This is a genomic window from Acetobacter farinalis (genome assembly GCF_011516935.1).
Lineage (GTDB): Bacteria > Pseudomonadota > Alphaproteobacteria > Acetobacterales > Acetobacteraceae > Acetobacter > Acetobacter farinalis.
In genome coordinates this window covers 25,569-50,593 of the sequence record NZ_WOTF01000016.1, presented here as the reverse complement: position 1 = coordinate 50,593, position 25,025 = coordinate 25,569, and the positions used below count along the sequence as shown (strand labels likewise).

Annotated in this window: 19 protein-coding genes and 1 tRNA gene; 9 read left to right on the top strand and 11 right to left on the bottom strand. The window is 56.9% G+C overall.

Annotated features, from left to right (window positions below; all coding sequences use genetic code 11):
• Nucleotides 1-175: 175 nt before the first annotated feature.
• The 3 genes from GOB82_RS10675 to GOB82_RS10665 all read right to left on the bottom strand — a co-directional run bounded on the left by GOB82_RS10675 (nucleotide 176) and on the right by GOB82_RS10665 (nucleotide 1,696).
• Complete coding sequence (locus GOB82_RS10675; RefSeq protein WP_166122883.1) at nucleotides 176-1,120, bottom strand: polyprenyl synthetase family protein; 945 nt, start codon at nucleotides 1,118-1,120, stop codon at nucleotides 176-178.
• A 1-nt stretch (nucleotide 1,121) separates the two neighbouring features.
• Entirely contained in the window at nucleotides 1,122-1,376 is a 255-nt protein-coding gene (locus tag GOB82_RS10670) for an exodeoxyribonuclease VII small subunit (protein ID WP_377791905.1), read from the bottom strand.
• Between the two features lie 77 nt (nucleotides 1,377-1,453).
• The gene (locus GOB82_RS10665; protein ID WP_166122879.1) at nucleotides 1,454-1,696 is read right to left on the bottom strand and encodes a sulfurtransferase TusA family protein; all 243 of its coding nucleotides are present in this window, start codon (nucleotides 1,694-1,696) and stop codon (nucleotides 1,454-1,456) included.
• A gap of 111 nt (nucleotides 1,697-1,807) precedes the next feature.
• On the opposite strand from GOB82_RS10665, the gene GOB82_RS10660 reads away from it, so the two are divergent.
• Nucleotides 1,808-2,704, top strand: coding sequence for an ROK family protein (locus GOB82_RS10660; protein WP_166122877.1), 897 nt, complete (start codon nucleotides 1,808-1,810; stop codon nucleotides 2,702-2,704).
• A gap of 12 nt (nucleotides 2,705-2,716) precedes the next feature.
• On the opposite strand, the gene GOB82_RS10655 is transcribed toward GOB82_RS10660, so the two are convergent.
• Both GOB82_RS10655 and GOB82_RS10650 read right to left on the bottom strand, forming a co-directional pair.
• Entirely contained in the window at nucleotides 2,717-3,517 is an 801-nt protein-coding gene (locus GOB82_RS10655) for an RlmE family RNA methyltransferase (protein ID WP_166122875.1), read from the bottom strand.
• Nucleotides 3,514-4,644: a Ppx/GppA phosphatase family protein gene (locus GOB82_RS10650; RefSeq protein WP_166122873.1), complete on the bottom strand. Its 1,131-nt coding sequence runs from the start codon at nucleotides 4,642-4,644 to the stop codon at nucleotides 3,514-3,516. Before GOB82_RS10650 ends, GOB82_RS10655 begins: the two co-directional genes overlap by 4 nt.
• Before the next feature lie 192 nt (nucleotides 4,645-4,836).
• Between GOB82_RS10650 and GOB82_RS10645 the strand changes: the two genes are divergently transcribed.
• Nucleotides 4,837-4,910: transfer RNA gene (locus tag GOB82_RS10645), tRNA-Gln, on the top strand.
• A gap of 164 nt (nucleotides 4,911-5,074) precedes the next feature.
• Here GOB82_RS10645 and GOB82_RS10640 read toward each other — a convergent pair.
• The gene (locus GOB82_RS10640; RefSeq protein WP_242007353.1) at nucleotides 5,075-7,258 is read right to left on the bottom strand and encodes a TonB-dependent receptor plug domain-containing protein; all 2,184 of its coding nucleotides are present in this window, start codon (nucleotides 7,256-7,258) and stop codon (nucleotides 5,075-5,077) included.
• A gap of 93 nt (nucleotides 7,259-7,351) precedes the next feature.
• Entirely contained in the window at nucleotides 7,352-7,825 is a 474-nt protein-coding gene (locus GOB82_RS10635; RefSeq protein WP_194300457.1) for a DUF2946 domain-containing protein, read from the bottom strand.
• Between the two features lie 230 nt (nucleotides 7,826-8,055).
• Between GOB82_RS10635 and GOB82_RS10630 the strand changes: the two genes are divergently transcribed.
• From GOB82_RS10630 to GOB82_RS10615, 4 genes are all read left to right on the top strand, one after another.
• Nucleotides 8,056-8,844, top strand: a complete 789-nt coding sequence (locus tag GOB82_RS10630; protein WP_166122871.1) for an ImuA family protein — start codon at nucleotides 8,056-8,058, stop codon at nucleotides 8,842-8,844.
• 104 nt (nucleotides 8,845-8,948) lie between these two features.
• The gene (ypfJ, locus tag GOB82_RS10625; RefSeq protein WP_166122869.1) at nucleotides 8,949-9,818 is read left to right on the top strand and encodes a KPN_02809 family neutral zinc metallopeptidase; all 870 of its coding nucleotides are present in this window, start codon (nucleotides 8,949-8,951) and stop codon (nucleotides 9,816-9,818) included.
• A 205-nt stretch (nucleotides 9,819-10,023) separates the two neighbouring features.
• Nucleotides 10,024-13,437 (top strand): autotransporter outer membrane beta-barrel domain-containing protein, encoded by a 3,414-nt coding sequence (locus GOB82_RS13460; protein WP_242007352.1) that lies wholly within the window; start codon nucleotides 10,024-10,026, stop codon nucleotides 13,435-13,437.
• Between the two features lie 419 nt (nucleotides 13,438-13,856).
• Nucleotides 13,857-14,618: a hypothetical protein gene (locus GOB82_RS10615; protein WP_166122865.1), complete on the top strand. Its 762-nt coding sequence runs from the start codon at nucleotides 13,857-13,859 to the stop codon at nucleotides 14,616-14,618.
• Between the two features lie 193 nt (nucleotides 14,619-14,811).
• Here the strand turns inward: GOB82_RS10615 and GOB82_RS10610 are convergent, their stop codons facing one another.
• From GOB82_RS10610 to pgm, 4 genes are all read right to left on the bottom strand, one after another.
• Nucleotides 14,812-16,479 carry an OprO/OprP family phosphate-selective porin gene (locus GOB82_RS10610; RefSeq protein WP_166122863.1) on the bottom strand — a complete coding sequence of 556 codons (1,668 nt, stop codon included), beginning with the start codon at nucleotides 16,477-16,479 and terminating at the stop codon, nucleotides 14,812-14,814.
• Nucleotides 16,480-16,504: 25 nt separating this feature from the next.
• The gene (gene tcuC / locus GOB82_RS10605) at nucleotides 16,505-17,881 is read right to left on the bottom strand and encodes an MFS transporter (protein ID WP_242007351.1); all 1,377 of its coding nucleotides are present in this window, start codon (nucleotides 17,879-17,881) and stop codon (nucleotides 16,505-16,507) included.
• A gap of 716 nt (nucleotides 17,882-18,597) precedes the next feature.
• Complete coding sequence (locus GOB82_RS10600; RefSeq protein WP_166122862.1) at nucleotides 18,598-19,401, bottom strand: lipid II flippase Amj family protein; 804 nt, start codon at nucleotides 19,399-19,401, stop codon at nucleotides 18,598-18,600.
• A gap of 227 nt (nucleotides 19,402-19,628) precedes the next feature.
• A complete protein-coding gene (gene pgm / locus GOB82_RS10595; RefSeq protein ID WP_166122860.1) occupies nucleotides 19,629-21,275 on the bottom strand; it encodes a phosphoglucomutase (alpha-D-glucose-1,6-bisphosphate-dependent) in 1,647 nt (548 codons plus the stop codon).
• A 355-nt stretch (nucleotides 21,276-21,630) separates the two neighbouring features.
• Here pgm and GOB82_RS10590 point away from each other — a divergent pair, with 355 nt between their 5' ends.
• The 3 genes from GOB82_RS10590 (at nucleotide 21,631) to GOB82_RS10580 (ending at nucleotide 24,989) form a co-directional block, all read left to right on the top strand.
• Nucleotides 21,631-22,326, top strand: coding sequence for a GntR family transcriptional regulator (locus GOB82_RS10590; RefSeq protein ID WP_166122858.1), 696 nt, complete (start codon nucleotides 21,631-21,633; stop codon nucleotides 22,324-22,326).
• Nucleotides 22,327-22,428: 102 nt separating this feature from the next.
• Nucleotides 22,429-23,748, top strand: coding sequence for an allantoate amidohydrolase (locus tag GOB82_RS10585; RefSeq protein ID WP_242007350.1), 1,320 nt, complete (start codon nucleotides 22,429-22,431; stop codon nucleotides 23,746-23,748).
• Complete coding sequence (locus GOB82_RS10580; RefSeq protein WP_166122856.1) at nucleotides 23,748-24,989, top strand: pyridoxal-phosphate-dependent aminotransferase family protein; 1,242 nt, start codon at nucleotides 23,748-23,750, stop codon at nucleotides 24,987-24,989. Before GOB82_RS10585 ends, GOB82_RS10580 begins: the two co-directional genes overlap by 1 nt.
• Nucleotides 24,990-25,025 lie beyond the last annotated feature (36 nt).

Below are 25,025 nucleotides of genomic sequence, written 5' to 3'. Positions count from 1 at the left end.
GCCCGCAGTTCATCAGCAATCTGCTTGAGCTGCTCGACTGAGAGGTTCCGCATGTCAGACGGATAGGTCACCCGATCCAGAGCAGGAAAACGGCCCAGAGTGGGGATCTGTGTCTGGGCAGCTTTTGGCTCGGTATCTGAAGAGCCGTGCGCGGGGGTCTGGTCCAACATTCTTCTCAGTTCCTGCGTTCGATAACGTAATAGGCCAGATCTCGCAGGCGGTCTGCCTGCTCTCCAAACGGAGCAAGATCATCAATGGCATTTTTGGCCATGCGCTCCGCTTCAGCGCGCGCGCCGTCAATGCCCAGAAGGGCCACATAGGTGGATTTGCCGGAGGCTTCGTCCTTGCCGGCTGTCTTGCCCAGTTCTTCAGCCGTGGCTGTGGCGTCCAGCACGTCATCGGCAATCTGGAAAGCCGCGCCGATATTGGCGCCGTAGGAGCGCAGGCGCTGCTGAAGCTCGGGCTCTGCCTGCCCGAGAATGGCCCCGGCTTCCGCTGAATAGCGAATGAGGCAGCCGGTTTTCAGGGCATGCAGATGGCGGACTTCTTCCAGCGGCAGGGCGCGGCCTTCGCCTTCCATGTCAATCATCTGGCCGCCCACCATGCCCGCAGCGCCAGAGGCCTGTGCGAAAGCGGTAATTACGGCAATCCGCACGGCTGCACTTTCGTGCGTTGCGGCATCGGCCAGAATTTCAAAGCCTTTGGTCTGAAGGGCATCACCGGCCAGAATGGCGGTGGCTTCATCAAACTTGCGATGGGTGGAGGGCTGGCCGCGGCGGAGATCATCATCATCCATGGCGGGCAGATCATCATGCACCAGTGAATAGGCGTGCAGCATCTCGACCGAGGCCGCAACGCGGGCGGACTGGCTCTCCGGCACACCGAAGAGGCTGGCGGTTTCCATGACCAGATAGCCGCGCAGGCGCTTGCCGCCGCCCAGTGTGGCATAGCGCATGGCCTCAACCAGACGGGCATCTCCACCGCGTGTGGGCGGCAGAAGCGCATCAATGGTCGATTCAATCACTTTGGCACGGGAGGACATGGCGTGCTTGAGCAGCGGTCCATTGGCCGAGGTGTGCGTCTGGGAGGGGGCGATGGTTGTCGGGTCAGTCATCGACATCTCAATCCATGGGTTTCATGTCCAACGATCCGTCAGACCGTTGCACGATCGCCTGAACGCGGGCCTCGGCCTCGCTCAGCTTGGTTTCACAATGCTGGCGTAAGGCGGCCCCGCGCTCGTAGGATGCAATCGCCTCTTCCAGCTTCAGCTGGCCGCCTTCCAGGCCGCGCACAATTTTCTCCAGTTCGGAGAGCGCTTCCTCAAAGGACAGAGACTTGATGTTATCCGTCATAGCGCAGGCCTTCCTATCCGTCATGAGGCGCAGGCATTACTCCGATAAGCGTGCCTCTGCCAACCCTTGCGGGGCATAATGGTACATAAAACATGCCGCCCTCACGCCGACGGTATATCCGTACGGCGCCGGATGGTGAAGGAAAGAGAGCCGTTTTCATCGGCAAACGCGACCAGTGCGTGGCCGGTTTCCCGGCAAAAAACCTGAAAATCCATAATGGAAGCCCTGTCTGTTGCCAGAACACGGAGCTTTTCACCCGGCTGCATGCCGCGCAGAAGGCGGTTGGCTTTGAGAACGGGAAGGGGGCAGCCAAGCCCCCGCGCATCAAGAACAGCCTCATTCATGACACAGAGCCTTGTATAGAGAGAGAAATATGTGTGATTGCATGTTTCACGGTTTTAGCCCATGCCGCACGGCACATGATTTACTTTCCGGAAGAAGACGCAGGTCGCTGTATGTCAGATTATCGCCTTGGAATCGATGTTGGTGGTACCAAACTCGAAATAGCAGCCCTTGATTCAAAAGGAGAGATCCTCCTGCGGCACCGGGTTGCAAATCCCGGGAATTACGATGATCTACTTCTGGCACTGCGTGACCTGGTGCAGCAGGGGCGTGCGCACACGGCGCCGGACGCCACTGTGGGGCTGGGTATTCCCGGCGCGATTGATTCCCGCACGCTGCGGGTCAAGAATGCAAACGCCACATGGCTGAATGGCCAGACCTTCGGCAAGGATCTGGAGCAGGTTCTCGGATGTCCCGTAAAGGTGGAGAACGACGCCAACTGTTTTGCGCTCTCTGAAGCGGTGGATGGTGCGGCGGCCGGGCGCAACGTTGTGTTCGGTGTTATTCTCGGCTCGGGCGTGGGGGGCGGCTTTGTGATCAACGGGCAACCGCTGACCGGCCTGCACCACATTGCCGGGGAGTGGGGGCATATCCCGCTTCCGTGGGTACGTGAGGATGAATTCCCCATGCCTGCCTGCTTCTGCGGCAATTCCGGCTGCCTTGAGCGCTTCCTGTGCGGGCCTGCGCTGGCCGAAGCCTGGAAAGGCCCGGGCACGCGCAGTGCTGATGGGATTGAGGAAGCCGCTGCTGCGGGGGATGAAACCGCCCGCCGTGCGCTTGATACCTATGTTGACCGGCTGGGCCGCGCCTGCGCGCTGGTGATCAACATGGTGGACCCGGACGCCATCGTGCTGGGCGGGGGCGTGTCCAATCTGGAAACACTTTATGAGCGTGTTCCGGCGGTGATGAAGAAATACGCCATTACCCCGGACTGCCGCACGGAACTGCTGAAAAACCGGCACGGTGACAGTTCCGGCGTGCGGGGGGCTGCGTGGCTCTGGGGGAAATAATCCCCCAGCGCTCTAGCTGTTTTCCTGATGCTGCTTGAGGCGATCAGGCCGGAACCCTGTTGCGACGACATACAGTTCGCTTGAGTCTTTCCGGCTTGCCGGGGGTTTGGCGTGCCGCACCAGCGTGAAGGCATGCTTCATGGTTTCAAGCATGGCCTTTTCTGAGCCCCCCTGAAAAACCTTGGCAACAAAGCCGCCGCCTTCCGCGAGAATTTCAAACGCGAAATAGAGGGCTTCCTCAGCCAGGCCGATAATCCGTACATGGTCTGTGGCGGCATGGCCGGTTGTATTCGGGGCCATGTCCGAAAGAACCAGATCCGCCTTGCCATCCAGCAGGGAGACCAGCCTTTCCGGCATCTCCGGGTCTGTGAAGTCTCCTTCAATAATATCGGCACCGGCCACCGGGTCCACCGGAAGCAGATCCACCCCCACAACGCGATTCGCACCACGTTTGACAGCTACCTGCGTCCAGCCGCCCGGTGCGGCCCCCAGATCCACCACGCGCATGCCCGGCTTGATGAGGTGGAATTTGTCATCCAGCTCAATCAGTTTGAAGGCCGCGCGGGAGCGCCAGCCCTGCTTGTGGGCGGCCTGCACATAGGGGTCGTTCAACTGCCGTGCCAGCCAGCGCTGCTGTGCGGTTGTCCGCCCGCGCGCCGTGCGCAGGCTGACAGATTTGGTGCGCATGGTGCGCGGGGCGGATGAATCATCCAGTGCAAGGGTGGCACCGGGTGTCGCACTGCTGGTGCGCGCACGTCCGGGGACGCGCAGGGAAGGTGTTTTCCGGGGTGTCCCGGATTTTTTATCGCTCATGAGCCTGTTGCTTGAATAGGGTGCAGGAAAGGGATGGGGCCGTTGGACGTGGGCGTTCTGGGGAATTTCCGTGAGGAAAAGCCGGTCTTGTTGATCATCCGCAGAACCATGCCATCCCGCAGCCCGCGGTCTGCCACAATAATATCTTCCACCGGCCAGGTTTCGTGAATGGCTTCGAAAATGGCGCACCCGGGCAAAACAAAGGGGGCACGATCCGGGCCGATGCACGGATGCTGTTCTATGCCTGCCTGACCCATATCCTGCAATGTCCGCACGGCGCGACGGGCACTGATGGCCGGAAGCTGTGAGCCATCAACCGCCGCGCGAACATAACGCGGCAGGTTCAGCACAAGGCTGGCAAGCGTGGTAACGGTGCCGCTGGTGCCGATAAAGCGGGTTTGCTGGCGTCGGATTTCCGGCCCGATACGATGCACGCTTTCAAAATCCTGCAGGGCAGCTTTTGTATACGCGACCATCTGTTTGTAACGGGACGGAACATCCTCCCCTGTCGCGCCAAACTGCTCGGAGAGCGTGATAACGCCCACGGGCAGGCTGAGATAACCGATCAGCTCATGCGTCTGGCGTGGGGCGTCTACACGCACCCAGGCAATTTCGGTGGAGCCACCGCCAATATCAAACAGCAGCGCACGGTTGCGCACCGGCCCGAAGCGGGGGTTGTGCACGAGGTTGGCGCAGCTTTCCACCGCCAGAGAGGCTTCCTCTCGTGCGGAGATGATATTGATATTAAAGCCTGTTTCCGAGCGGACACGGTTGAGAAAATCCGAGCCGTTTTCAGCCCGGCGGCAGGCTTCCGTGGCAACGGCACGGATATTTTTCACAGGCCGCCGCCCGACACGCTCCGCGCAGGCGCGCAGGGCGTCAAGCGTGCGCTCCATGGCGGGTTCGCCCAGCCGGCCGGTATGGTGCAGGCCTTCGCCCAGCCTGACCATGCGGCTGTAACTGTCAATAACACGAAAGCCGCCAGCAGTTTGCGCTGCGACCATCAAACGGCAGTTGTTTGTTCCAAGGTCGAGCGCTGCGAACAGCTCATCTTCAGAGGTTCCGGGGAAAGGAGAAGGATAAGCTGGTCTGTCCGGGCGGCCGGCCCAGGGGGGGATACGATCCATCTGTCCGGTCCTTTGAATAAGAGGTTGAGTTCTGTTGCGCCCATTTTTGGGGAGGGAGGCCAAAGGAGCAAGACAATTATGTGACAAAGACACATTTCTTTTCGTTTAGGCACTTGCATGCCCTAAATCACGGTGCTAGGAAGGCGTCACCGCAGCGAAGGCCGCAGTTTGCAGCCATCTGATGCTCCTTGCTGGGAGATAGTTTAGCGGTAGAACTACCGGCTCTGACCCGGTCAGCCCTGGTTCGAATCCAGGTCTCCCAGCCAATATTTCCAAAACAAAAAGCTAACACGTCAAACGCTTATTATAAAGCGTTATTCCGTCTTGCGCGGATTTGCGTTCAACGCTTCCGTGCGGCGTGTTCCATAGGTCCGGCCCTGCCGTTCAATGCCCCCGGCGGGCGCATCAAAAAGCAGGGTGTGACCAGACTTCAGAAGGTTGCGGTCAGGCTGAGGTTAAAAGATCGCCCCAGACCCGGGAGGGGGCCGAGAACCCCTGTGGCGCGATAATCGCCCAGAGAGAGGCCTCCCAGTGGCAGGTAATAGGACTGGTTCAAAAGATTTTCGATGCTGGCGTCCAGCGTGAGAACCCGCCAGTGATAGCTTCCCCCCACGCCGAGCAGGGCGTAGCCGGGGGTGCGGGGCTCATTGCGGAGCCAGTCCACAGTGCTTTTGCTTTTCACCAAGGTGACGCTCACCCGGCCTGTCCAGTTTTCATAGGTTTCATGCAGGCTGATGGAGCCGTTGGCGGGCATCTGATGATACAGGCCGGAATGCGTGACCAGATCCTGCCCGCGCACCCAGTTCAGGTTGGCGCGGAGCTCCCCCTTGCCGTAAGCTGGCGTGTTCCAGAGCCTGACAAAGCCGGAACTGTTGATGCCGTAGCTCTGCGCGTTGTGGTTAACGAACTGAAGCTTTGACAGGCCATTGGACAGCGCGCCAATCCGCATCACATTTATATAGTGGTGCGTATAGGTATAATAAGGCTGGATCTTGAGTTCCCACGCCTGCGCCACCGGGTCATGCCAGGTGAGGGTGGCGCTGGCCGTATTGGCAATCTCAGGTGTCAGATTCAGGTTGCCCACATACCCGTTGCCATCCCCAAACCACCCGATCATGGTTGAGCTCATGGCCCCTTCTCCCCACGCGTAGCGCTCATACAGGCCGGGGGAGCGGGTTTTGCGGGCATAGCCGCCTTCCAGAGTCAGGCTGTCCAGCATGTCCCAGCGGGCCAGTGCCGTGACATCAAAATTGGTATCTGTCCGCCCGCGTGAGGCCGCATTGAAGCGCTTGGCCGCCATGGCGTCCGCCATATTCATCATGCCTGTCCAGGAATAGGGGGCGACGGGTCCGGTGTTCATCATCACCAGATCATTCCGCAGGCCGAGTTCCGTGGAAAAACGTGGCAACCATCGGGCCTTCCATTCAATATAATGCCCCAGACGGTCCCGGTGCCCCTGATTGATGTTGTGGAACGTGCCCGGTCCCATCATCATGCTGCCAACCAAAGGCGGCCACCAGTCATTCAGGCCGTTATGATCAAAGGAACTGCCCAGCCCCAGCGTGTGGTTGCGCCCGAGGGGGATGGTCGCCTTGATGGAATATCCTGCGGCGCGGGTGTCCGTATTCATCGGCATGTCTTTGGTCGGGCTGTGGCCGCCTTTGTCGGACAGCATGTTCATAACGTGGTTGACACGCTGCCAGAACCCGCGGGCTTCCAGAGTGCCCCAGTCAAAATCCCCCTTGTATTTGCCGTTTACAAAAGTGGAGCGGTTGTTGGTCATGTCCATGTACTGGTTGGGGAAACCTTCATACGGAATATCCTGCTGCCCTGCCGTGATGGCGAGCAGATGATTTTCCTTTTTGACCCCGAGAGTTACGGCATGATTGAAGCTGAGATAATCAGTGGAGAGAACGCGCCGCCCTTTGCCGCCTGTATGATAGTCACTGGCGTGGCTGTAGGAGCCGGTATAGCGCAGGCTCAGCCAGTCATTGGCGGTTGTGAGGGAGCCGGATGCGCCTGAGCCGCCGCCATTACTGCGGTAATCCCCGCGCACGTGGCCGGTGACAAGCAGTTTTGAGGTATCTGAAAAAATCGGGTCTTTCCGGTTGACCTCAAGCGTTCCGCCCGTGCTGTCTCCCCCCTGACTGACGGAGGTGATCCCGGCAATGGCTGTCGCGGAGGCAACGGCGTCCGGGTCGATGTAGGACATTGCCGGGTTCATGTGATTGGGGCACGCGGAGGGGATGCGCATGCCATCAACAAACGTTGCCACCCGTTCATCCGCCATGCCGTTCAGCACCGGAAGGGCTGAGACACCCCCGGCGGAATAGGCGCTGTAGCCAAGACTGTGCTGGAACAGGCTGGCGGTGTCCGGGCTGGCCGAGGAGCGATGGCGCGTTCCATTAACCGTGATATTTTCTAAGGATGTGCTGTCTGTTTCTTCAGCGGCCTGTCCGGGGGCGAGAACGGCGGACAGGTTTGCAGGGGCCGGCGTGGCGGGGAGAGCGTTCGGGGCGTCTGCCGCGGAGGCAGAACCCCAGTTCATGAGCAGCGCACAGCCGCCGGCGGCAAGCCCGGTGCGCAGGGCATGCCGGACAAAGGGACGGGACATGGTCTTGAAACCCTTCATTGAAACACAAACAACCGACGATGCGTGCGTTCAGGATATCTGAAGGCACAGGCAAGGCGTCAGCGCGAGGGAGCTTCAGATGAAGGCCGGAGGTCCTGTAGAGGGCGGGCGGAAGGCCGGTCTGCGCGGTGGGGGGGCGCAGGGAAGGCGGGCGCTGTAAGGCGAGCGGCCCCATGCCATCAGGATCAGTGCGGCCATGAACGCCGCGCTGAAAATCACCGCAGGAAGATGCAGAAGCGGGCAGAGCGGACATGAACCATCATGATGATGGTCGGGGTGCCCCGGTGCCGGGATATGGGGCATCATGTGCCCAACCATCGGCATATCCATGGACATGCCCTGCATGTTGTCCTGCATGCTGGCTGGCGGGAGTTCCGCCGGACCGATATGCAGGCCGGTCAGGCGTTCAAAAGTCACGCGGGGGGCTTCGTCCGGCAGAGCGTTACTCTGAAGCAGAAGCTGCCCGCCCAGCCCGATCAGAACACAGAACACCACCAGCCAGCGGCAAAACGCCGCCAGGAAGGGTGATGATGTGTGTAGGCTGCGCATGGAGTGAAAGCTCTCATCCGTTCCGGCGAATGGCCCCTAAAGAAAGCACCGGGAGGGCATTGTAAAGCCTTTAATCATCAGCCTGCACGATGCAGAACCCCTTGGGGGTATTGCTCGGGCGTGAGGAGGCAGAGGCTGTCCGGAAAGTCTGTCAGGCCGGGATGGACGTGCGGAAATTTCTTGTGTTCCTGATTTGTTCTCATTATAAAAGAGGGCAGGAGGATGCACTCATGGCGCCATCACATTCAGATACACTTGATCTGCTGCGGGAGCGTATCGCCCGGATGAACACGGCCCCCAGCGGGTCCATGACGCACCGGCTTTCAACTGGTGTGGCGGATATCGACGCACGCCTTGGGGGCGGGTTGGAGAAAGGCACGGTTCACGAATTTTTCGGCGCGGGGAGTGACCGGCAGGTGGCGGCCAAACCTTCGCGCTTTGTTGCGGCCATGCTGGCCCGCACGACGGGTGCGGTCATCTGGGTTGGTGAAGACTATCTTGATCTGTGCGTGGCAGGCGTTGAGCAGGCTGGCCTGAACCCTGGGCGTCTGATCTGCGTGACAGCCACGCAGGCATCCTTTGTGGATTTGTGTGAGGCCGTGTTGCGTGAGCCGGGTGTTGGCGCTGTGGTGGTCGATAGCCGCGCCGCGCCGGATCTTGCCGCAACGCGCCGCCTGCAGCGGGCCGCGCATGAGCGCGGGGCAACCGGCTTTCTGCTGTATCGGTCAACATTCCTGGCCAGCGGGCCTGCACCGTGCCTGAGTGCGACCCGCTGGAAGATCGGGCCGAGCACATCCTTCACCATCCGGGATAATCCTGTTGGCGGCGGATATGGCGCTGAAGAACAGTGGGCGATTGACCTGCTCAGTCATCATCATGGCGGATCAGCCGGGTGGGTGGTTGATCCTGCCCGCTTTGTAACGCATCCCTTCTCGGCCGCCCCGGGTGCGGTGTCACGCACAGGCCGTATGCAGGAGGAGAGCAGGCGTTCCTGGTGGCGGAGTGCGCTGCGCGCCTGAGTCCTGCCCTAAAGGGGCCTGTTCTTTCTTCTTCTCTTTTCTGTGGGTGTCCGTGGTAAAGGTCTGCAGAGCATCCGGAAGATCGGAAACAGGAGAAAGAAAGCATGCGTCTGGACGATGAGCGGGAAAGTTCAAATATTGATGATGAACGGGGGGCAGGCGGCAGTGGCGGAGGGCGTGCGCCCATCCGGATTGGGATTGGCGGTCTGCTTCTGGCCCTTGGGGCCCTGTATTTCGGGGTAGACCCCAAAATTGTTTTCAGCCTGCTTGAGGGCAGCGCCTCCGGTGGGAACCAGAGCGCTGTGGTGCAGCAGCAGTCTGCACAGGGGCCGGACCCGCAAAAGCAGTTTATTTCCCGCGTGCTCGCATCCACGGAAGATGTCTGGACGTCTTATTTCCAGCAACTGGGCCGGACCTACCATGAACCGCGACTGGTTCTGTTTACCGGAGCAGTGCAGTCCGCCTGCGGGTATGCGCAGGCTTCCATGGGGCCGTTTTACTGCCCGGCAGACCAGAAAGTGTATCTGGATCTCGCGTTTTTCCAGGAATTGAAGAACCGCCTCGGCGCGGGCGGTGATTTTGCTCAGGCGTATGTTGTGGCGCACGAAATCGGGCATCATGTCCAGAATGAACTGGGGATCATGGAAAAGGTGAATGGCCGGAATGGCGGTCTTACAGAGCGTGGCGCCACCAGCGCCTCTGTCCGGACCGAATTACAGGCAGACTGCTTCGCTGGCGTGTGGGCCAAGAGGGCGGACGATGCACGCAAAATCCTGCAGTCCGGTGATATTCAGGAAGGGTTGAACGCTGCGGCCGCTGTGGGGGATGACAGGCTGGAGCGGGCCGGGCAGGGCTATGTCGTGCCAGACAGCTTTACGCACGGAACATCCGCCCAGCGTGCCAACTGGTTCAATCGTGGGTTGCAGAGCGGTGACATCCGGCAGTGCGATACCTTCAGCGCGCCCTCTCTATGAGGGGCGTTGGCCTGACAAGCCGGAATGCGGAATTTCTGAAGTGATGCTTTTCAGGCACACGATGACGATTTTTTAACGATAAGATCGAAAACGACTTTCATGTCATTCAAGACACATTATAACAAAGAGGTAACGTTTTAAATAAACCTGATTATCGAGACGTCTAATGCAGTCATTTCGCACCGTTTCCTGTCGGCTGTTTTTTATGAGTTGTGTCTTTGCCTGCTATGAGCATCAGGCGCGCGCAGCAGAAATTCCGCTTGATATTATTACGGAATCTGACAACGGCTATTCTGCCAGCCGTCTCGGGATCAAGGCCGGGGTGAATAATGCCCAGCCCGAGGAATATCTGTTTGATACCGGTTCAGACTCTTTCAATATCGCGGTAGGCATGAATGGCGGGCCAAATGGTCCCGCATGGTTCCCCACACAGGCCGGAACAGCAGTCAGTGCACCGTACGGCTATATGTACGGTGATGGCACCTACGGATATCTCCAGTCCGATACAACAGTTTCAAGCGTGCAGTTCTATAACAGCACGACGGGAAAAAATGTTGCGAGCTATGATACATCCGGCGGAATGGGGGTTGCGCTCATTCAGGCCTCTATCGCCACGCTTGACAGCCTGAACGGTGAACCCGGGCAGATTATTCCGGCGAATACGCCCAATCTGGACCCCTCTCAGACCTATTATCAGAATCTGACATGGCAGCAGATGCTTGATCAGGGGCAAGCCCCGGAGGAAGGCCATTTTTATGGCACTATGGGGGCAGGTGACTTTATCTATCCGGGTGATAACGGTGGTGTGCCGGGGCAGCTGAGCCAGACCGGCTATATTGTTGAAGCCAATGGCACGCCAACCACACCAGGTGACTGTGGTCAGGCCTGCCTGATTATGGACCTGACGCCTGCACTGCGGGCCCAGTTTTTCACGCAGGTGCCCTGGCGTGGTGTGCTTGGAACTTTCCCTTTGTCCGGCGCAAATTCCGGACATCAGTTTGATGTGCTCTTCAACTACACGCTCAATCACAGCCTGAGCACCGGCCCGATGCCAACGCTGCTGGATTCCGGCACGCCGAACATTATCATTGGCAGCCCGACCCTGCAGCAGCAGGCAAGCGCTGCGGGCCTTACCGGGAGCGATGGGTATGATACGGATGTAAATCCCGGCCAGACCCTGACAATGACCGGGCAAGTCGCAGGGGGACAGTCTGTCAGTATTTCCACGGCTGACGGGCTTGGGGGAGATCAGACCAATCAGGTGAGTGTAGGGAGCAATCCGTACACGAATGATGGCTATGCGCTGTATGGCATTTCGTTCTTTCTGCACAATGCGGTCATGTATGACCTGCAGCGTGCCATCACCGGCTATACTCCGTTTTTTGTGACCGACACCAATTTCACCAATGGGCTGACGGTAACGCAGGATATGGGGCCGCTGGGGCTGGCAGGTGTTATTTCCGGCACAAACGGCCTTACAATTTCTTCTGGCTCCGTAGCGTATGTAACCGGCACGAACACCTATACCGGGGCGACCACTATCAGCCAGAACGGCTGGCTGGGCCTTGGTGGTCCGGGCAGTATTGCGCAGTCTTCCGTTGTGCGGGTGAATGGCACACTGGACATCACACGGTCTGACGGCGGGCAGAGCCTGCGCTCCCTGAGTGGTAACGGGCAGGTTGTGCTGGGGGATAACACACTGGTTCTCTCCGGCGCATCGGGCACGTTTGCGGGTTCTCTGCGGAATGATTATGCCGCAGGTACCACCCGCCCGGATGTTGTGCCCGCTCCGGTTCTGACCGGCGGCGCGAACCAGACCCATGGCGGGTTGATTATTGCCGCCGGGCAGGAAATTCTGACCGGAACCAGTGTCTACACAGGCAAGACCGGCATTGGTCAGGCAGGTGAGCTGATCCTGACAGGACGCCTTGAAAACACACAGGTTGAAAATGCAGGGCATTTTGAAAACAATGGTGTGACGACAGGTCTTGTTGAATCCACCGGCTTCATAACCGGCACTGGAGAGTATGCTGGCGGTCTTTCTGTTAACAGCGGATATGTCTCACCCGGTCTGGCCAACAGCGTAACTCCCAGTGTCATGCGTGTGGACCAGACTCTTACTCTAGGTGCGGCCTCTACCTATCTGGTGCATCTGAATAATCCGTATACGGGTAAGGCAACCGGCGCTACGGGGCCTGCTTATAGCCTATGGTCGTCGTCTCCGCTGGCCAGCGTGATAACGGTAAACGGGCGCGCCGTCCTGCAGGGAGGTACCGTGATGGCCCTTGCCTCCGCGACTATGCCTGCGCCCTCTCTGGGGCAAAGCTATACCATTCTGACAGCTACCGGCGGTGTTCAGGGGACTTTTGGCAAGGTTGTCAGTAACCTCAGTGGGGATGCGGCTCTTTACCCGTTCCTGACTACAGGCGTGTCCTACCAGCCGAATCTGGTCGCGCTGGAAATCTCTCGCAGCAAGACAACATTTGCCGACGCGGCGCAGACCCGGAATGAACAGGGTGTTGCCACGGCACTTGATGGCATTGCTCCGACGTCCGATGTCAGCCGTCCTGTGACTTCCCTTGATTTTGCTCATGCACGCGGTGCCTTTAATGCGCTGTCCGGTGAAATTCATGCCTCAGCCCGCACGGCGCTGATTCAGGACGCCTATGAAATCCGCGATGTGGCGATTGACCGCATGCGGGCTGCGGACTGCCAGCTTGGCGCGCAGAGTGGCACGGCAAAAACAGCCGTGCATGGGCATGTGCAGGAAGGCACGCAGTGCCATCAGAACGCCGGGCAAACCTTGTGGATGCAGGCCTACGGAAGCTGGAGCCGAAACGGCCACACGGAAAATGCGGCCGGCATGAGTAATTCTACCGGCGGGTTTGTGCTGGGGGCCGATACTTCGGCCATTCAGGGCTGGCATGTTGGCGGGCTGGTGGGATACGGCCATTCCAGCTTCTCTACCTCAGCCCGTGCGGCTTCCGGGCGGAGTGATAACGTGACACTGGGTGGATATGCCAGCACGCACTGGAAGCGTCTGGGGCTGCGGATGGGTGCCACCTATACGTGGAACATGCTTTCCACCCGCCGCACGGTGGCGTTCCCCGGTTTTTATGACCGGCAGAACAGCAGCTACAATGGCGGCACGGCGCAGGCTTTTGCGGACCTTGGATATCGGTTTGATCTGGGCCGTGTGATGGTGGAGCCGTTTGGTGATGTGGCTTACATCAACCAGCAGACCAAATCCTTCCGGGAACATGGTGGTGTATCCAGCTTGTATGGCCGTGGTCAGGATACGGGCGTGACATATGCCACCTTCGGCACGCGTCTGGCATCCAGCGTCAAAGTCGGCAAGGCAGTTCTTATCCCCGGTATGACCCTCGGCTATCGTCATGCCTTTGGGGCGCTCACGCCCACCACGCGTGAGGCGCTGATTTCCGGCAGCTCCGATTTTGAAGTGGGCGGTGTGCCACTGGTGCAGGATGCGGCTCTGGTGAAAGTGGGTGTGCAGACGCAGGTTACAAAACGTATTCGTATTGGCGTTTCCTATACCGGCCAGTACGGTGCGCGCTATTCTGAAAGCGGCCTGAAGGGCTCTGTGTCCTGGATTTTCTAAAATTCACTCTGTGTTTACAGAATGTGTGAAAAATGCCTCCGGAGAGTTCCGGGGGTATTTTTTTGAAGTTCATGCGCTGGTTTTCCGGTTCAATCGACTTTCACGCTAACTAAATCATGGTGTCTGAGAGATGAACGAAGTCTGTGAAATGGATGGCTCTGCGATCGTAACCTATTATGAAAGGACAAAATATCTGGGTCGATTGAAACATTGCTCGATACGGTTGCGGAATCTGTAAAGAACCTGATTGTGCGTGATGATCGTTTTGCGGTTCCGTTTTGACGGAGAGACAGCCTTCGCTTCCGTAATCGCATTTTTCGTATCATGTGGAGCGTGACGTTTCAAAATATACAGATTATAACATGAGGAAATCATCAATTTTGTTTTTCTAACAGAAACGGGAAGATGGGCGGCTATTTATGGTAAGTATTTTCAAAGGCTTATTTTTAATATTCATTCTTTTTTGTCCCACAGTTTCTTTCGCTAATACAGAGCAGCAGGTTGCGGCTATTGCGCACGCCGTTGCAGCGGCTGTAAACGCAAGTGGCCAACTTCCGTTGCATGTTCAACCCGGCCTCATGGTCACTGAGTATGAAAGTTCAGGGATATATCTTATTCTAAATGTCGAGATGACAAAGAACGGTTTAGCCGGGTTGGGCGGATCCCCGCAGATGAGTGAGGCGCTTCGGAAAATTGCGGTGCAAAGACTCTGTTCAAACCCCGACATGGTGTCACTTTTGAAAACGGGCCTTATCTTAAGAGGAAACTACCGGATGGAAGGATCAAAAGATGTCATCATGACGTATGATGTTTCTCAAAAATCCTACGAAACAGAAAATAATCCCAAAGACGCCGAGAAAATGATCCACGACTATCTTGTGGCAAATCTGAATATGGAAAAACAGCACATGCCCGCGCTTGGCGCGTTGGGAAAGATAGTCGGAGCAGATGTGGTTGGTAACGCCATCGTGTATAAGGTTGTTGTCAAAGACACGACAATGATTGAGAAATTTCGGGATCAGTCTCAAGTTGATAGATTTCAGGCGATATTGTGTAAATTGATGCACGATACACCAATTTTTTCTCTAGGAGGGGAAGTTTCCTGGAACTTTTACAGCGATCCCACCACAAAGCTGCGTGAGATTATACTCAACGGCACCACGTGCAGAGTAGCACCATAAATATAGAGTAGCACCATAAATATACAGAGGCACATGCTCTTTCTGGGCTATAAATGATGAGCCACGACTGCGATATGCGTTGCGAAAAAGAACGAGAGGTATGGGGGCAACAACGATACGTTGCAGCAAGCGTTATGCGGGAAAAACTGCAACGAAATATGGTATTTCTAAATTTTTTGGACAAGCTGAGCGTTCAGAAAATAATGCCCGAACGGACTCCTATGATATTGCCACTGTTGTTGCCAATATAGTTTCCGGATTTGTTGGTGACTTGCGCATGTGTGTAATTCAGTGTGATGCGGGCAAAGCTCAACAGGTACCAGTTTAAACCGATGGTGGCTGTCCACGCCCGTGCGCCTGAGAGAACATGAGACGAATCAGCCCAGTCCCATCTACCGGAGAGTTCCCATGCTCCCCATCCACCATCGATGACGGGATGCAACAGCCGTGGTGAGGACCACATGCCTGTGCGGGCAAAATAATTTGGTGTTTCCCCGCTCAGGAATATGCCCGCCTGAGCACTCAGAGCCTGTGTCGTGCCTGATTTTCCAAGATACGATGCGTATTGCGTGTCAGTGGGGAGTGTGTCGCGGAACTGCAGATGCCGTGCTCCATATTCAAACAGTGCCCAGCTTGATTTCCAGATTCCAAGAAGCTCGACGCCACCAGCCAGAGAGTTGGAAAGCGGAACTGTGGGTCCGAGCTGCATGGCGAAGGGATCATTCGTTCTGGCCAGCAGGCGTACGCTCTGAGAGAAACTGGTGGAGGGTTTAACATCTTCGTAAAAACCCCAGACGCCCAGATGGATAAGAGCCTTGTTACTGCGCCATGGAATGTAGTGCGCACGTGCCATATAAGTCATGTTGTCCCGCACATTCGCGGAGGCACTTGCTGAGTTGACATTATCACCCGCAATCTGAATCGCGACGTGCCAGTTCTTGCCGATGGCCTTGAACATTCCGCCCATTCCATACCAACCTCTGGCTGGTAGAATGGTGTTGGCAACGAGATCCCGGTCCAGAAAGACAGTTTGTGCAGAGCCTGTGCTGCCGTCAAATCCACGCTCGTTGAAAATATTTCCAAGTGCGAAATCTAAAGTTTTTTTCTGGACTTTTTGACTCCACATCATGAATGCACTCATGACTTCAGGCTTGTTATCCCCAAACTCGGCTTCAAAAACCCAGGAAAGCTGGCGGGCGTTCCCTTCTACTCCCAGACGGGCTGCGCGCATGACTGTGCGGGAAATATTGAGGTCACGATAACGGCTTCCAAAAGTGGCGCCATAATCAGCCAATACCCTGCCACGTACCTTGAAGGAGAAGGAGCCGTCAGGAGTGGTAAAAACAGGTAATCCTTTTCCCCATTTCAAAACCAGCCCTCCTATAGAGGTTGTCGTGGAATTAGAGGGAATCTGGGACGTAACACCCATCACAGGGGACGCGTTGACGGGAATATCAGAAACAGCGGCGTAGGTGCCAGGCGGAGCAGGAGTGAGCGGGTATTTTACAGTCTTCTGAGAAGCGGTTTCATCCCCAGCGAATTTTACAGGCTCGACAGGGCCGGATTGTAGTATGCGAGGCGGAGGATGTGGTGGAGTATTGCCCGTGACAGTCACATTTTTTTTACTATGGCTGGGGCCTGCGTGTTTTTCTACCTTGGACAGACGGGTTTGCAGCTCGTGAATTTGCTGTGACTGTAGTTTTACCAAGCGCATCAGTTCCTGCACATCAGGATTGTCTGATGCGGCCAGAGCATGGTGCGGCTGGACCAGAATTCCGACTATACCCAGCCCTGCAATCATCTTGGTGCATCGACAGGAATACTGTGAAATAGCCTTTGTGATGGATCGAGAGCTGTTCATAGCCAGAAACCTGGTGCTGTTCGGATCAGGCAGGTTGCGAGTCATACGGGCGGGCAAGGAGAGTGGCGACGAGCCCGCAGACTGCTGCAACAGCCAGCCAGGCTCCTGGCATGGCGCTGTTTCCTGTTTTCTGAATAAGCGTTGTGCAGATAAGCGGTGTGAAACCGCCAACGCATGTTGCCAGACTGTAGGCCAGAGAAAATCCGGTTGTGCGGATGCGGGGCGGGACAATTTCAGTCAGGTAGACAACTGCTGCACCATTATAAAGGCTATAGAGCGTGGCTAGCCATAATTCGACACCCAGCAATTTGAGAAAAGAAGGGGCTGCAATCAGCCAGGACATGGCAGGATAGGCCGTGAGAATTGCAAGTATGGTGGCTGTCAGCAAAAGCTTTTTGCGGCCCACTCGGTCAGACAGAGCGCCAAAAACAGGAAGCAGCAGCAAGTTTGTGATGCCCACGCACAAAGTCACTACAAGACTGTCATGTGCGGAAAGATGTAGAACCGCAGTGCCGAATGATGGTGTGTAAGCTGTAATGACGTAGAAGGATGTTGTTGTCATCAGCACCATCAGAACCCCCACAACAATGCTGCGCCATTCGCGATAGATGGTTTGCAGGGTTTCTGAAAAGCGGGGGTGGGAATGAACTGAAGTAAAGACTTCAGTTTCTTCTAGATTGCGCCGAAGAAAAAAGAGGATCGGGATGATAAGGCATCCCAACAGAAAAGGGATACGCCAACCCCATGACATGATTTCTGCTTGAGGCAGGAATGATGTCATGGCGACACCCAGGCCAGCTGCCCCCATCACGGCCACCTGCTGTGAGGCTGATTGAAAGGAGACAATAAAACCTTTATTATGAGGACTTGCTATTTCCGATAAATAGACAGAAGTGGAACCGAGTTCCACACCAGCTGAAAACCCTTGCAGCAGGCGTCCGAGAAGCACCACGCTTGGTGCGATAAGGCCAAGGGTCGTGTAGCCAGGGGTTATGGTCACGATCAGAGTGCCTGCCGCCATCAAGCTCAATGTGACAATCAGCCCTTTTCTCCGCCCGATACGATCGACGTAGGCTCCGAGCACCAGTGCGCCAAGAGGGCGCATGAGAAAACCTGCCCCGAAAGTTGCCAGAGCAAGCATGAGTTTTGACGTGGGATCTGATGACGGAAAAAAACTATGCCCTATAGCCAAAGCATAGAAACCAAAAACCATGAAGTCATACATTTCCAGCATGTTGCCGCAGGCAACCTGAATGACCGCTTTATAAAGCTTTTGTCGCGGTGGGTGGTCTGCTCCGGGTGTATCCTCTGATGGCAGAGCATCGCTTCGGTGTACGGGCGTGGAATTATAGTTGCTTTTCGTCATGCTTTTCTTCTTGTTGGTTTTATTGAGAATCTGCATGTGTGTTATATTTTATTTTCTTTCTGCATACGGGTATATGTTAACACAATGCAAATATTTTCTTCGTAACGGAAACACAACACTTGTGTCATTCCGCATTTATTTTGGGACTGTCATTCAAGCGGAGTGATAAGCGGAGAGAGCCGGGCGACCAGAGCGTTTCTGCTAAATTCCGCTTCACAGGAAAGGCTCTATCTTATTGTTTTAAAAAGTATCCGCGTCTCTTCGTAACGCTCCGTTTGAACGGGGTCTGCTCTAAGGAAAGTAGTCATCTCAGGGGGCCGTATCCTGTTCGGGTATGGTCATGAGGCCCAGCAGGTAACGGTTGCGTGACATGGGTATGGATCTCTGTGAACAGTCCGCCTCGCGGTCGTCTTTTTCACGTTTTTCCGGGATGTCTGTGTTCTGTGGCTGTGGTCGGACAATCGGACCGCCGATACGGCCTTCATGATTGGAAGGGGAAGGTATAATGGGTATTGAGGAAACTATATTGTCTTATTTGTCGAGCTTTACAGGGAATATGGAAAATTTGATATATATTAAAGGGATTATCCATAATCCAGAGATATGCCGTCAGAGAGGCTGCATGATAGCATGCGAGGTATATTTTTATGTTTCTATCAACCTGACCGCTAGTTTTTATATATAAAACGTTTAATTATTCATTCTTCACTACATAAAATATTTACCGCAAGGAAGGAGTTCTTGTTACAAGATCAGACGTGATTGGCAATCCATGCGATTGTCAGGGCTGCCGGAATAAAAAATGCCTGCGCGATGATTGTGCCCACTAATCGGCTTATGGATATCCAGACAATGGTGCGGCGGAACAGGCCGGGGTCAACACGCCCTTCGACAACATCATCTGTCATGACAGAGAGTTGAGGGTCTATCAAAGCGAAGAGCAGTATTGTCGCAACGCCGTTGATCACTGCGGAAAGCTGCGATGCCGTGACACGATAGGCAGGATTGAGATACCCCGCATAGAGTGATGCCAGCACGCCCACTGTAATCAGTGCCTGTGCCAGAACATTGGCGAGAAGGACACCCCATCCTACCCCTCGTTCTTTCGTCAGGGCGCGGATCTGACCGCGTGCCGGTAAAGTTACTGAATTTCTGAGAGCTATGAAGCCCGCGGGGCTGGCGGCTCTCAGAAACAAGCGTCCAGTTGATCGATGGCGTTGAAAATGACTGATGGCTCTTACGAACATGCGTTGTCCGGTTGGCACCATCATAATGCCGGCAAAAACTGCGAGTGTTGCACTCAAGAGAACGAGACGAAAATCGCCGAGCAGTGCATCACCACCGCCCGAGGCAAGGCGCATTTCTATTCTTTTCGCGAGGAATGGCCCGAGAAAGCTGTTTGACGTGCGGCTGACCAAAACCAGCATGTTGAACAGCGCAAAACTCATGGCAATTCGCCCGGTCCGCACCCCCGCGATGCGGGCCGCATAGGCCAGGGTGCCAATCAGGTTAATGCCTGCTGTCAGAAGACAGATGGTGATGAGTTGTCGGTCCATGCCGCCGTGGACACTATCACGGAATACGTCTTCTACCCAGCCATTATAGAGGCCCGGTTAACAGACTGTGTCAGTCATTTTTTTGGTTGTTCGTCGGCTGAGGTGGTGGGAGGAGGCGAGGGTAAAGCAATGGCGCATTACCCCGCAGGATAATGCGCCATTGTTGTGGGAGAGTGTTTAAAAAATCCCGCCTTGCTCACTGTATGGGGCAGCGGGCCTGAACGGATTCAGGACGCAAAGACCCTGGAAATGGCCGCCTGCGCTTCTCTCTGGATTGCGAGCAGGTGCTCTTCACTTTTGAAGCTCTCTGCATAGATTTTGTAAACATCTTCCGTACCGGAAGGGCGGGCGGCAAACCAGCCGTTTTCTGTCACCACTTTCAGCCCGCCGATGGGGGCATCATTGCCCGGCGCGCGAGTGAGCTTGCTGATAATCTTGTCTCCAGCCAGTGTTTCCAGCGGGAACTGTTCCGGGGAGAGCTTGCCCAGTCTGGCTTTCTGTTCGGCATTGGCCGGGGCATCAATCCGCGCATAGAACGGCGTGCCGAGGCGCGTGCTGAGTTCGTGATACAGCACGCTCGGGTTCTTGCTGGTTTTTGCGGTAATTTCCGCAGCCAACAGACCGAGGATGATGCCGTCCTTATCCGTGGTCCAGACCGTGCCATCACGGCGCAGGAAGGTGGCGCCTGCACTTTCTTCGCCACCAAAGCCCAGAGAGCCATCAATCAGGCCGGGCACAAACCATTTCAGCCCGACAGGCACTTCAACCAGCTTGCGGCCCAGCTCTTTTGCAACACGGTCAATCAGCCCGCTGCTGACCAGTGTCTTGCCCACGCCCAGATCAGCACTCCACTCCGGCCTGTTCTGGAACAGGTAGGAAATGGCCACTGCCAGATAATGGTTGGGGTTCAGCAGGCCATCCGGTTTGGCGACAATGCCGTGGCGGTCGGCGTCCGTATCATTGGCGAAGGCCACATCGAACTGGTCCTTCATGCCAATCAGGCTGGTCATGGCGTAAGGAGAGGAGCAGTCCATGCGGATCTGGCCATCCCAGTCAGCCGTCATGAAGGAAAAAGTCGGGTCCACGGTCTGGTTAACCACGGTTGCGTTCAGGCCATACCGCGCGATAATCGGCTGCCAGTAGCGGATGGCAGCCCCACCCAGCGGGTCGATCCCGATTTTTACACCGGCATCCCGGATGGCCTTCATGTCGATCACGGAGTCCAGATCTGCCACGTATGGCGTGATGTAATCATACCCTTTGATGCAGGCCGCTTTGCGGGCCTCTTCATAGGGCAGGCGTTTAACCTCTTTGAGATTATCGGCCAGAAAGCTGTTGGCCATATCCTGAATGGCTTTGGTCACCGCTGTATCCGCCGGGCCACCGTTGGGCGGATTGTATTTAAACCCGCCATCTGCCGGAGGGTTGTGCGAGGGCGTGATGACAACACCATCCGCCAGCCCCGTGCTGCGGCCTTTGTTATAGGCCAGAATAGCGTGGGAAATGACCGGGGTTGGGGTAAACCCGTCATGCTCGTCTATGCGGACGTCCAGACCGTGGGCTGCGAAGACTTCAATGGCCGAACGCTGGGCCGGGCCGGAGAGGGCATGGGTGTCCATCCCGATAAACAGCGGTCCATCAATGCCTTCGGCCTTGCGGTGGCGGCAGATGGCCTCACAGATGGCAAGGATATGCCCTTCATTGAAACTGGTGTGAAGGGAAGAGCCACGATGCCCGGATGTGCCAAAGGACACGCGCTGGGTGGGGATGGAAACATCAGGCTTACGGTCATAATAGGCAGCAACCAGAGCCGGGATGTCTGTAAGCCGGGACTGATCAAGTGTCTTGCCAGCAAACGGGCTGAGTGAGGACATCGCTTTTAAAATCCTTGTAGAACCAGAGGTGTATCGGCAGTCTGCAATACGCTTTTTGTCAGGAGAAAAGCGTGTGTCGGGTGGGATGTCCAGAGCAGAAAAGTTACTTTCGTATGTCTGAAAGGTAAAAATATCCCGACAAATCCGTTTTTTCTTAATCAAAGTGCCTGACATTCTTCCCCGGGCAGGGCGGGAAAGACCTGAAGGCCCATTGAACTATGAAAGTCTGGCCGGATTAAGGCTTTAAAGCTAAAAGACTCTTGTCCGCCTTCTGCAGGAAGCGGTGTGCCGGGGCCGGTGGCTTGTCATCTGGCTCTGGCTATCTGAGTAACTTGTGATGTTGGGCAGAGACTGCATGACCCTGAGTTCCCTACCTGAAGAGGGTGCCTCGTCCAGCCGGATTGAGGATCGCATTGTCTATGCGGCCCTCTCTGGCCAGATCGCTCCGGGGGAGCGTCTGGGTGAGAAGGAACTGGCCGAAATTTTCGGGGTGTCGCGCACGCTGGTGCGAGAGGCCATGATGCGCCTGCAGGCCAGAGGGATTGTGCAGGTTTCCTCCCGGCGGGGCTGGTTTGTGATTGAACCGACGGAGGAGGAGGCCCGGCATACGCTGGATGCCCGCCGCGCGCTGGAAGTGGGCATGCTGGTCACGCTGGGGAAGGGGGACGCCCGGACCATTCAGGCCCTGAGGGCGCATGTGCAGGCAGAGAAGGCGGCTATCAGGAAAGCGGATCGGGCGGAGCGCAGCTATCTGCTCGGGCATTTCCATGTCTGCTTGGCGGAAACACTGGGCAGCCCGGTGCTGGCGGCTCTGTTGCAGGATCTTACAACCCGCACGGTACTGATTGCCGCCTTATATCAGTCTTCTCACGATGCCTGTGAGTCCAGCGCGGAACATGAGGTGATTATTGATGCGCTGGAGGCAGGAGATGTGCCGGAGGCCGCCCGCCTGATGGATAAGCATCTGAGGCATGTGGAAAATGCCCTGAATGAGCGCCATGTGCTCAAGCGCCTGAAAAATCTGAAAGCCGCTCTGAACAGTTCCGACTGAAGGGAGGGGGCGTAGAAGGGGCTTGCAAGACCGTTTTCTTGTATGCAAGATTGTATGCGAACTGAAACGAGTGTGCGCGATCGCAGGCAGGAGCCTCTTTTTATGATGCCTTCAGACTGTTCCGGCACACATTCAGGCACAGCCGACGGAGCGGCCTCTGCGCCCGGCGGATATCGCGCGGTGGCGCGGTGTGATGCGCTGGGTGCCGCGCCGTATTCTGAAGAAAACGACAGACTGTTCCGGCCGTATCTGAGTGCTGCCCATCGGGCGACCCGCGCCCGCATTGCCGGGTGGATGCAGGAGGCCGGAATGAACACCCGCGTTGATGCCGCGGGAAATAGTGTGGGGCGGTATGAAGGGCTGAAGCCGGATGCCCCGGCGCTCCTGATCGGGTCTCATCTTGATACGGTGCGGGATGCCGGGCGGTATGATGGCACTCTGGGTGTGGTGCTGGGCATAGAGGTGGTTGCACATTACGCGGCACGGGGCGTGCGCTTTCCCTTTGCTCTGGAAGTGATCGGGTTTGGGGATGAAGAAGGGTCCCGCTTTCCCGTATCCATGCTGACATCCCGGGCTGTGGCCGGGCTTTTGCAGGAAGCGCCCGTTGGCATGCACGATGCCGCCGGGGTGAGTTTGCAGGCAGCCCTTGCCGAAGAAGGGCTGCTGCTGGAGCACATGCCCAAGGCGGCGCGGAGGCCTGAAGATTATGTGGCGTATCTCGAAGCGCATATAGAGCAAGGGCCTGTTCTGGAAGCGGAAAATCGTGCTGTGGGTGTGGTGACAGCCATTGCCGCGCAATATCGTTTCCGGGTGAGCATTCAGGGCGTGGCCGGACATGCGGGCACAATACCCATGGCCTTGCGGCAGGATGCTCTGGCCGCTGCTGCCGAAGCGGTTCTGGCGGTTGAGAGTGTTGGCCGCGCCGGGCCGCCTGATCTGGTCGCAACGGTCGGGCAACTGAACGTTTCTCCCGGCGTGCCAAATGTTGTGCCGGGGCATGTGGTTTTCAGTATTGATGTCCGGGCGGGCGAGGCCGCGGTGCGCAACGCCGCTGCGGAGGAGATCCGTACCGCGCTGGAAGCGCTGGCTGCCCGGCGGAATGTAACCCTTGAAATGACACTGCAGCAGGATCTGCCCGCCACCCCCTGTGATGCCAGCCTGACCCGCCTTCTGGGGGATGCTGTCTACACCATAACCGGAGAGGCTGCCCGGCGTATGGTGAGCGGGGCAGGGCATGACGCCATGGTGCTGGCCGCCCTTGCTCCGGTGTGCATGCTGTTTATCCGCTGTGCAGGCGGGATCAGCCATAATCCGGCTGAGGCGGTGGATGCGGCGGATGTTGAGCAGGCCTTTCAGGTCATGACCCGTTTTATCGAAGAGTTTGCCGGACACTATCTGGACAGCAAGGAAAGACCTGTTTGATGGGAAACGATTTTTTCGGCCAGATTGACCCGCCCCAGCGCCTCCTGATGGGGCCGGGGCCGGTGAATGTGCATCCGCGTGTTCTGCGCGCCATGGCGGCGGACATGCTGGGGCAGTTTGATCCGGAAATGACAGCCTATATGAATGAAACCATGGCGCTGTACCGTCAGGTTTTCATGACTGACAACCGCTGGACCTTTCTGGTGGACGGTACCGCCCGTGCGGGAATTGAGGCGGCTCTGGTGTCCCTCGTTGAGCCGGGTAGTAAAATCCTGATTGTGCGTGCCGGGCGTTTTGGCCTGCTGCTGTCCGAAATTGCGGAACGGATTGGCGCGGAAATCTGCACGCTTGATCTGCCGTGGGGTGAGGTTGCCTCGCTGGAGCAGATTGAAGAGGCGCTGCGTACCCATCGCCCGCAGGTTCTGGCCTGTATCCATGGCGATACCTCCACCACCATGGCCCAGCCGCTGGACGGTGTTGGCGCGCTGTGCCGGACCTATGATGTGCTGTCCTACGTGGATGCCACGGCAACGCTGGGCGGCATGCCGGTGAAGACCGACGCATGGGGCATTGATGTCATTTCCGCCGGTTTGCAGAAATGCATGGGCGGCCCGCCCGGTTCTGCGCCCATCACCATTTCTGACCGTGCCGCGGCGCATATCATGGCGCGGCGGCATGTGGAGGCCGGTATCCGCAGTGGAGATACGGATAATGGCCGGGGTGCGCGCATCGGCTCCAACTATTTCGATCTGGCCATGATCATGGAATACTGGTCCGAGCGGCGCTTGAACCACCATACCGAAGCCACGACCATGCTCTACGGCGCGCGGGAGGCGGCCCGTGTGATGCTGGAAGAAGGGCTGGAGGCCCGTTTTGCCCGCCATAAGGCCGGGAGCACGGCCATGGTGGCGGGCCTGCGGGCGTTGGACCTGACTGTTTTCGGGAATGATGCGCACCGGATGGCGAATGTCACCGGTGTCTGGATCCCCGAAGGGGTGGATGGCGAGCAGGTGCGCCAGCGCATGCGGGAAGATTTCGGGATTGAAATCGGCACCGCCTTCGGGCCGCTGGCCGGGAAGATCTGGCGCATCGGGGTGATGGGCTACAACGCGAGAAAACAGGCTGTCTTGCAGACACTCGGGGCGCTGGAAGCGTGTCTGGCGGCGGAGGGCTATGCGGCCAGACGCGGCGCGGGGGTGGATGCCGCACTGGCCACCTGCCAGCACGGACTGTGGCAGTGAAATCCGTGCACTGAAAACAGACAGAACAGGAGGGCG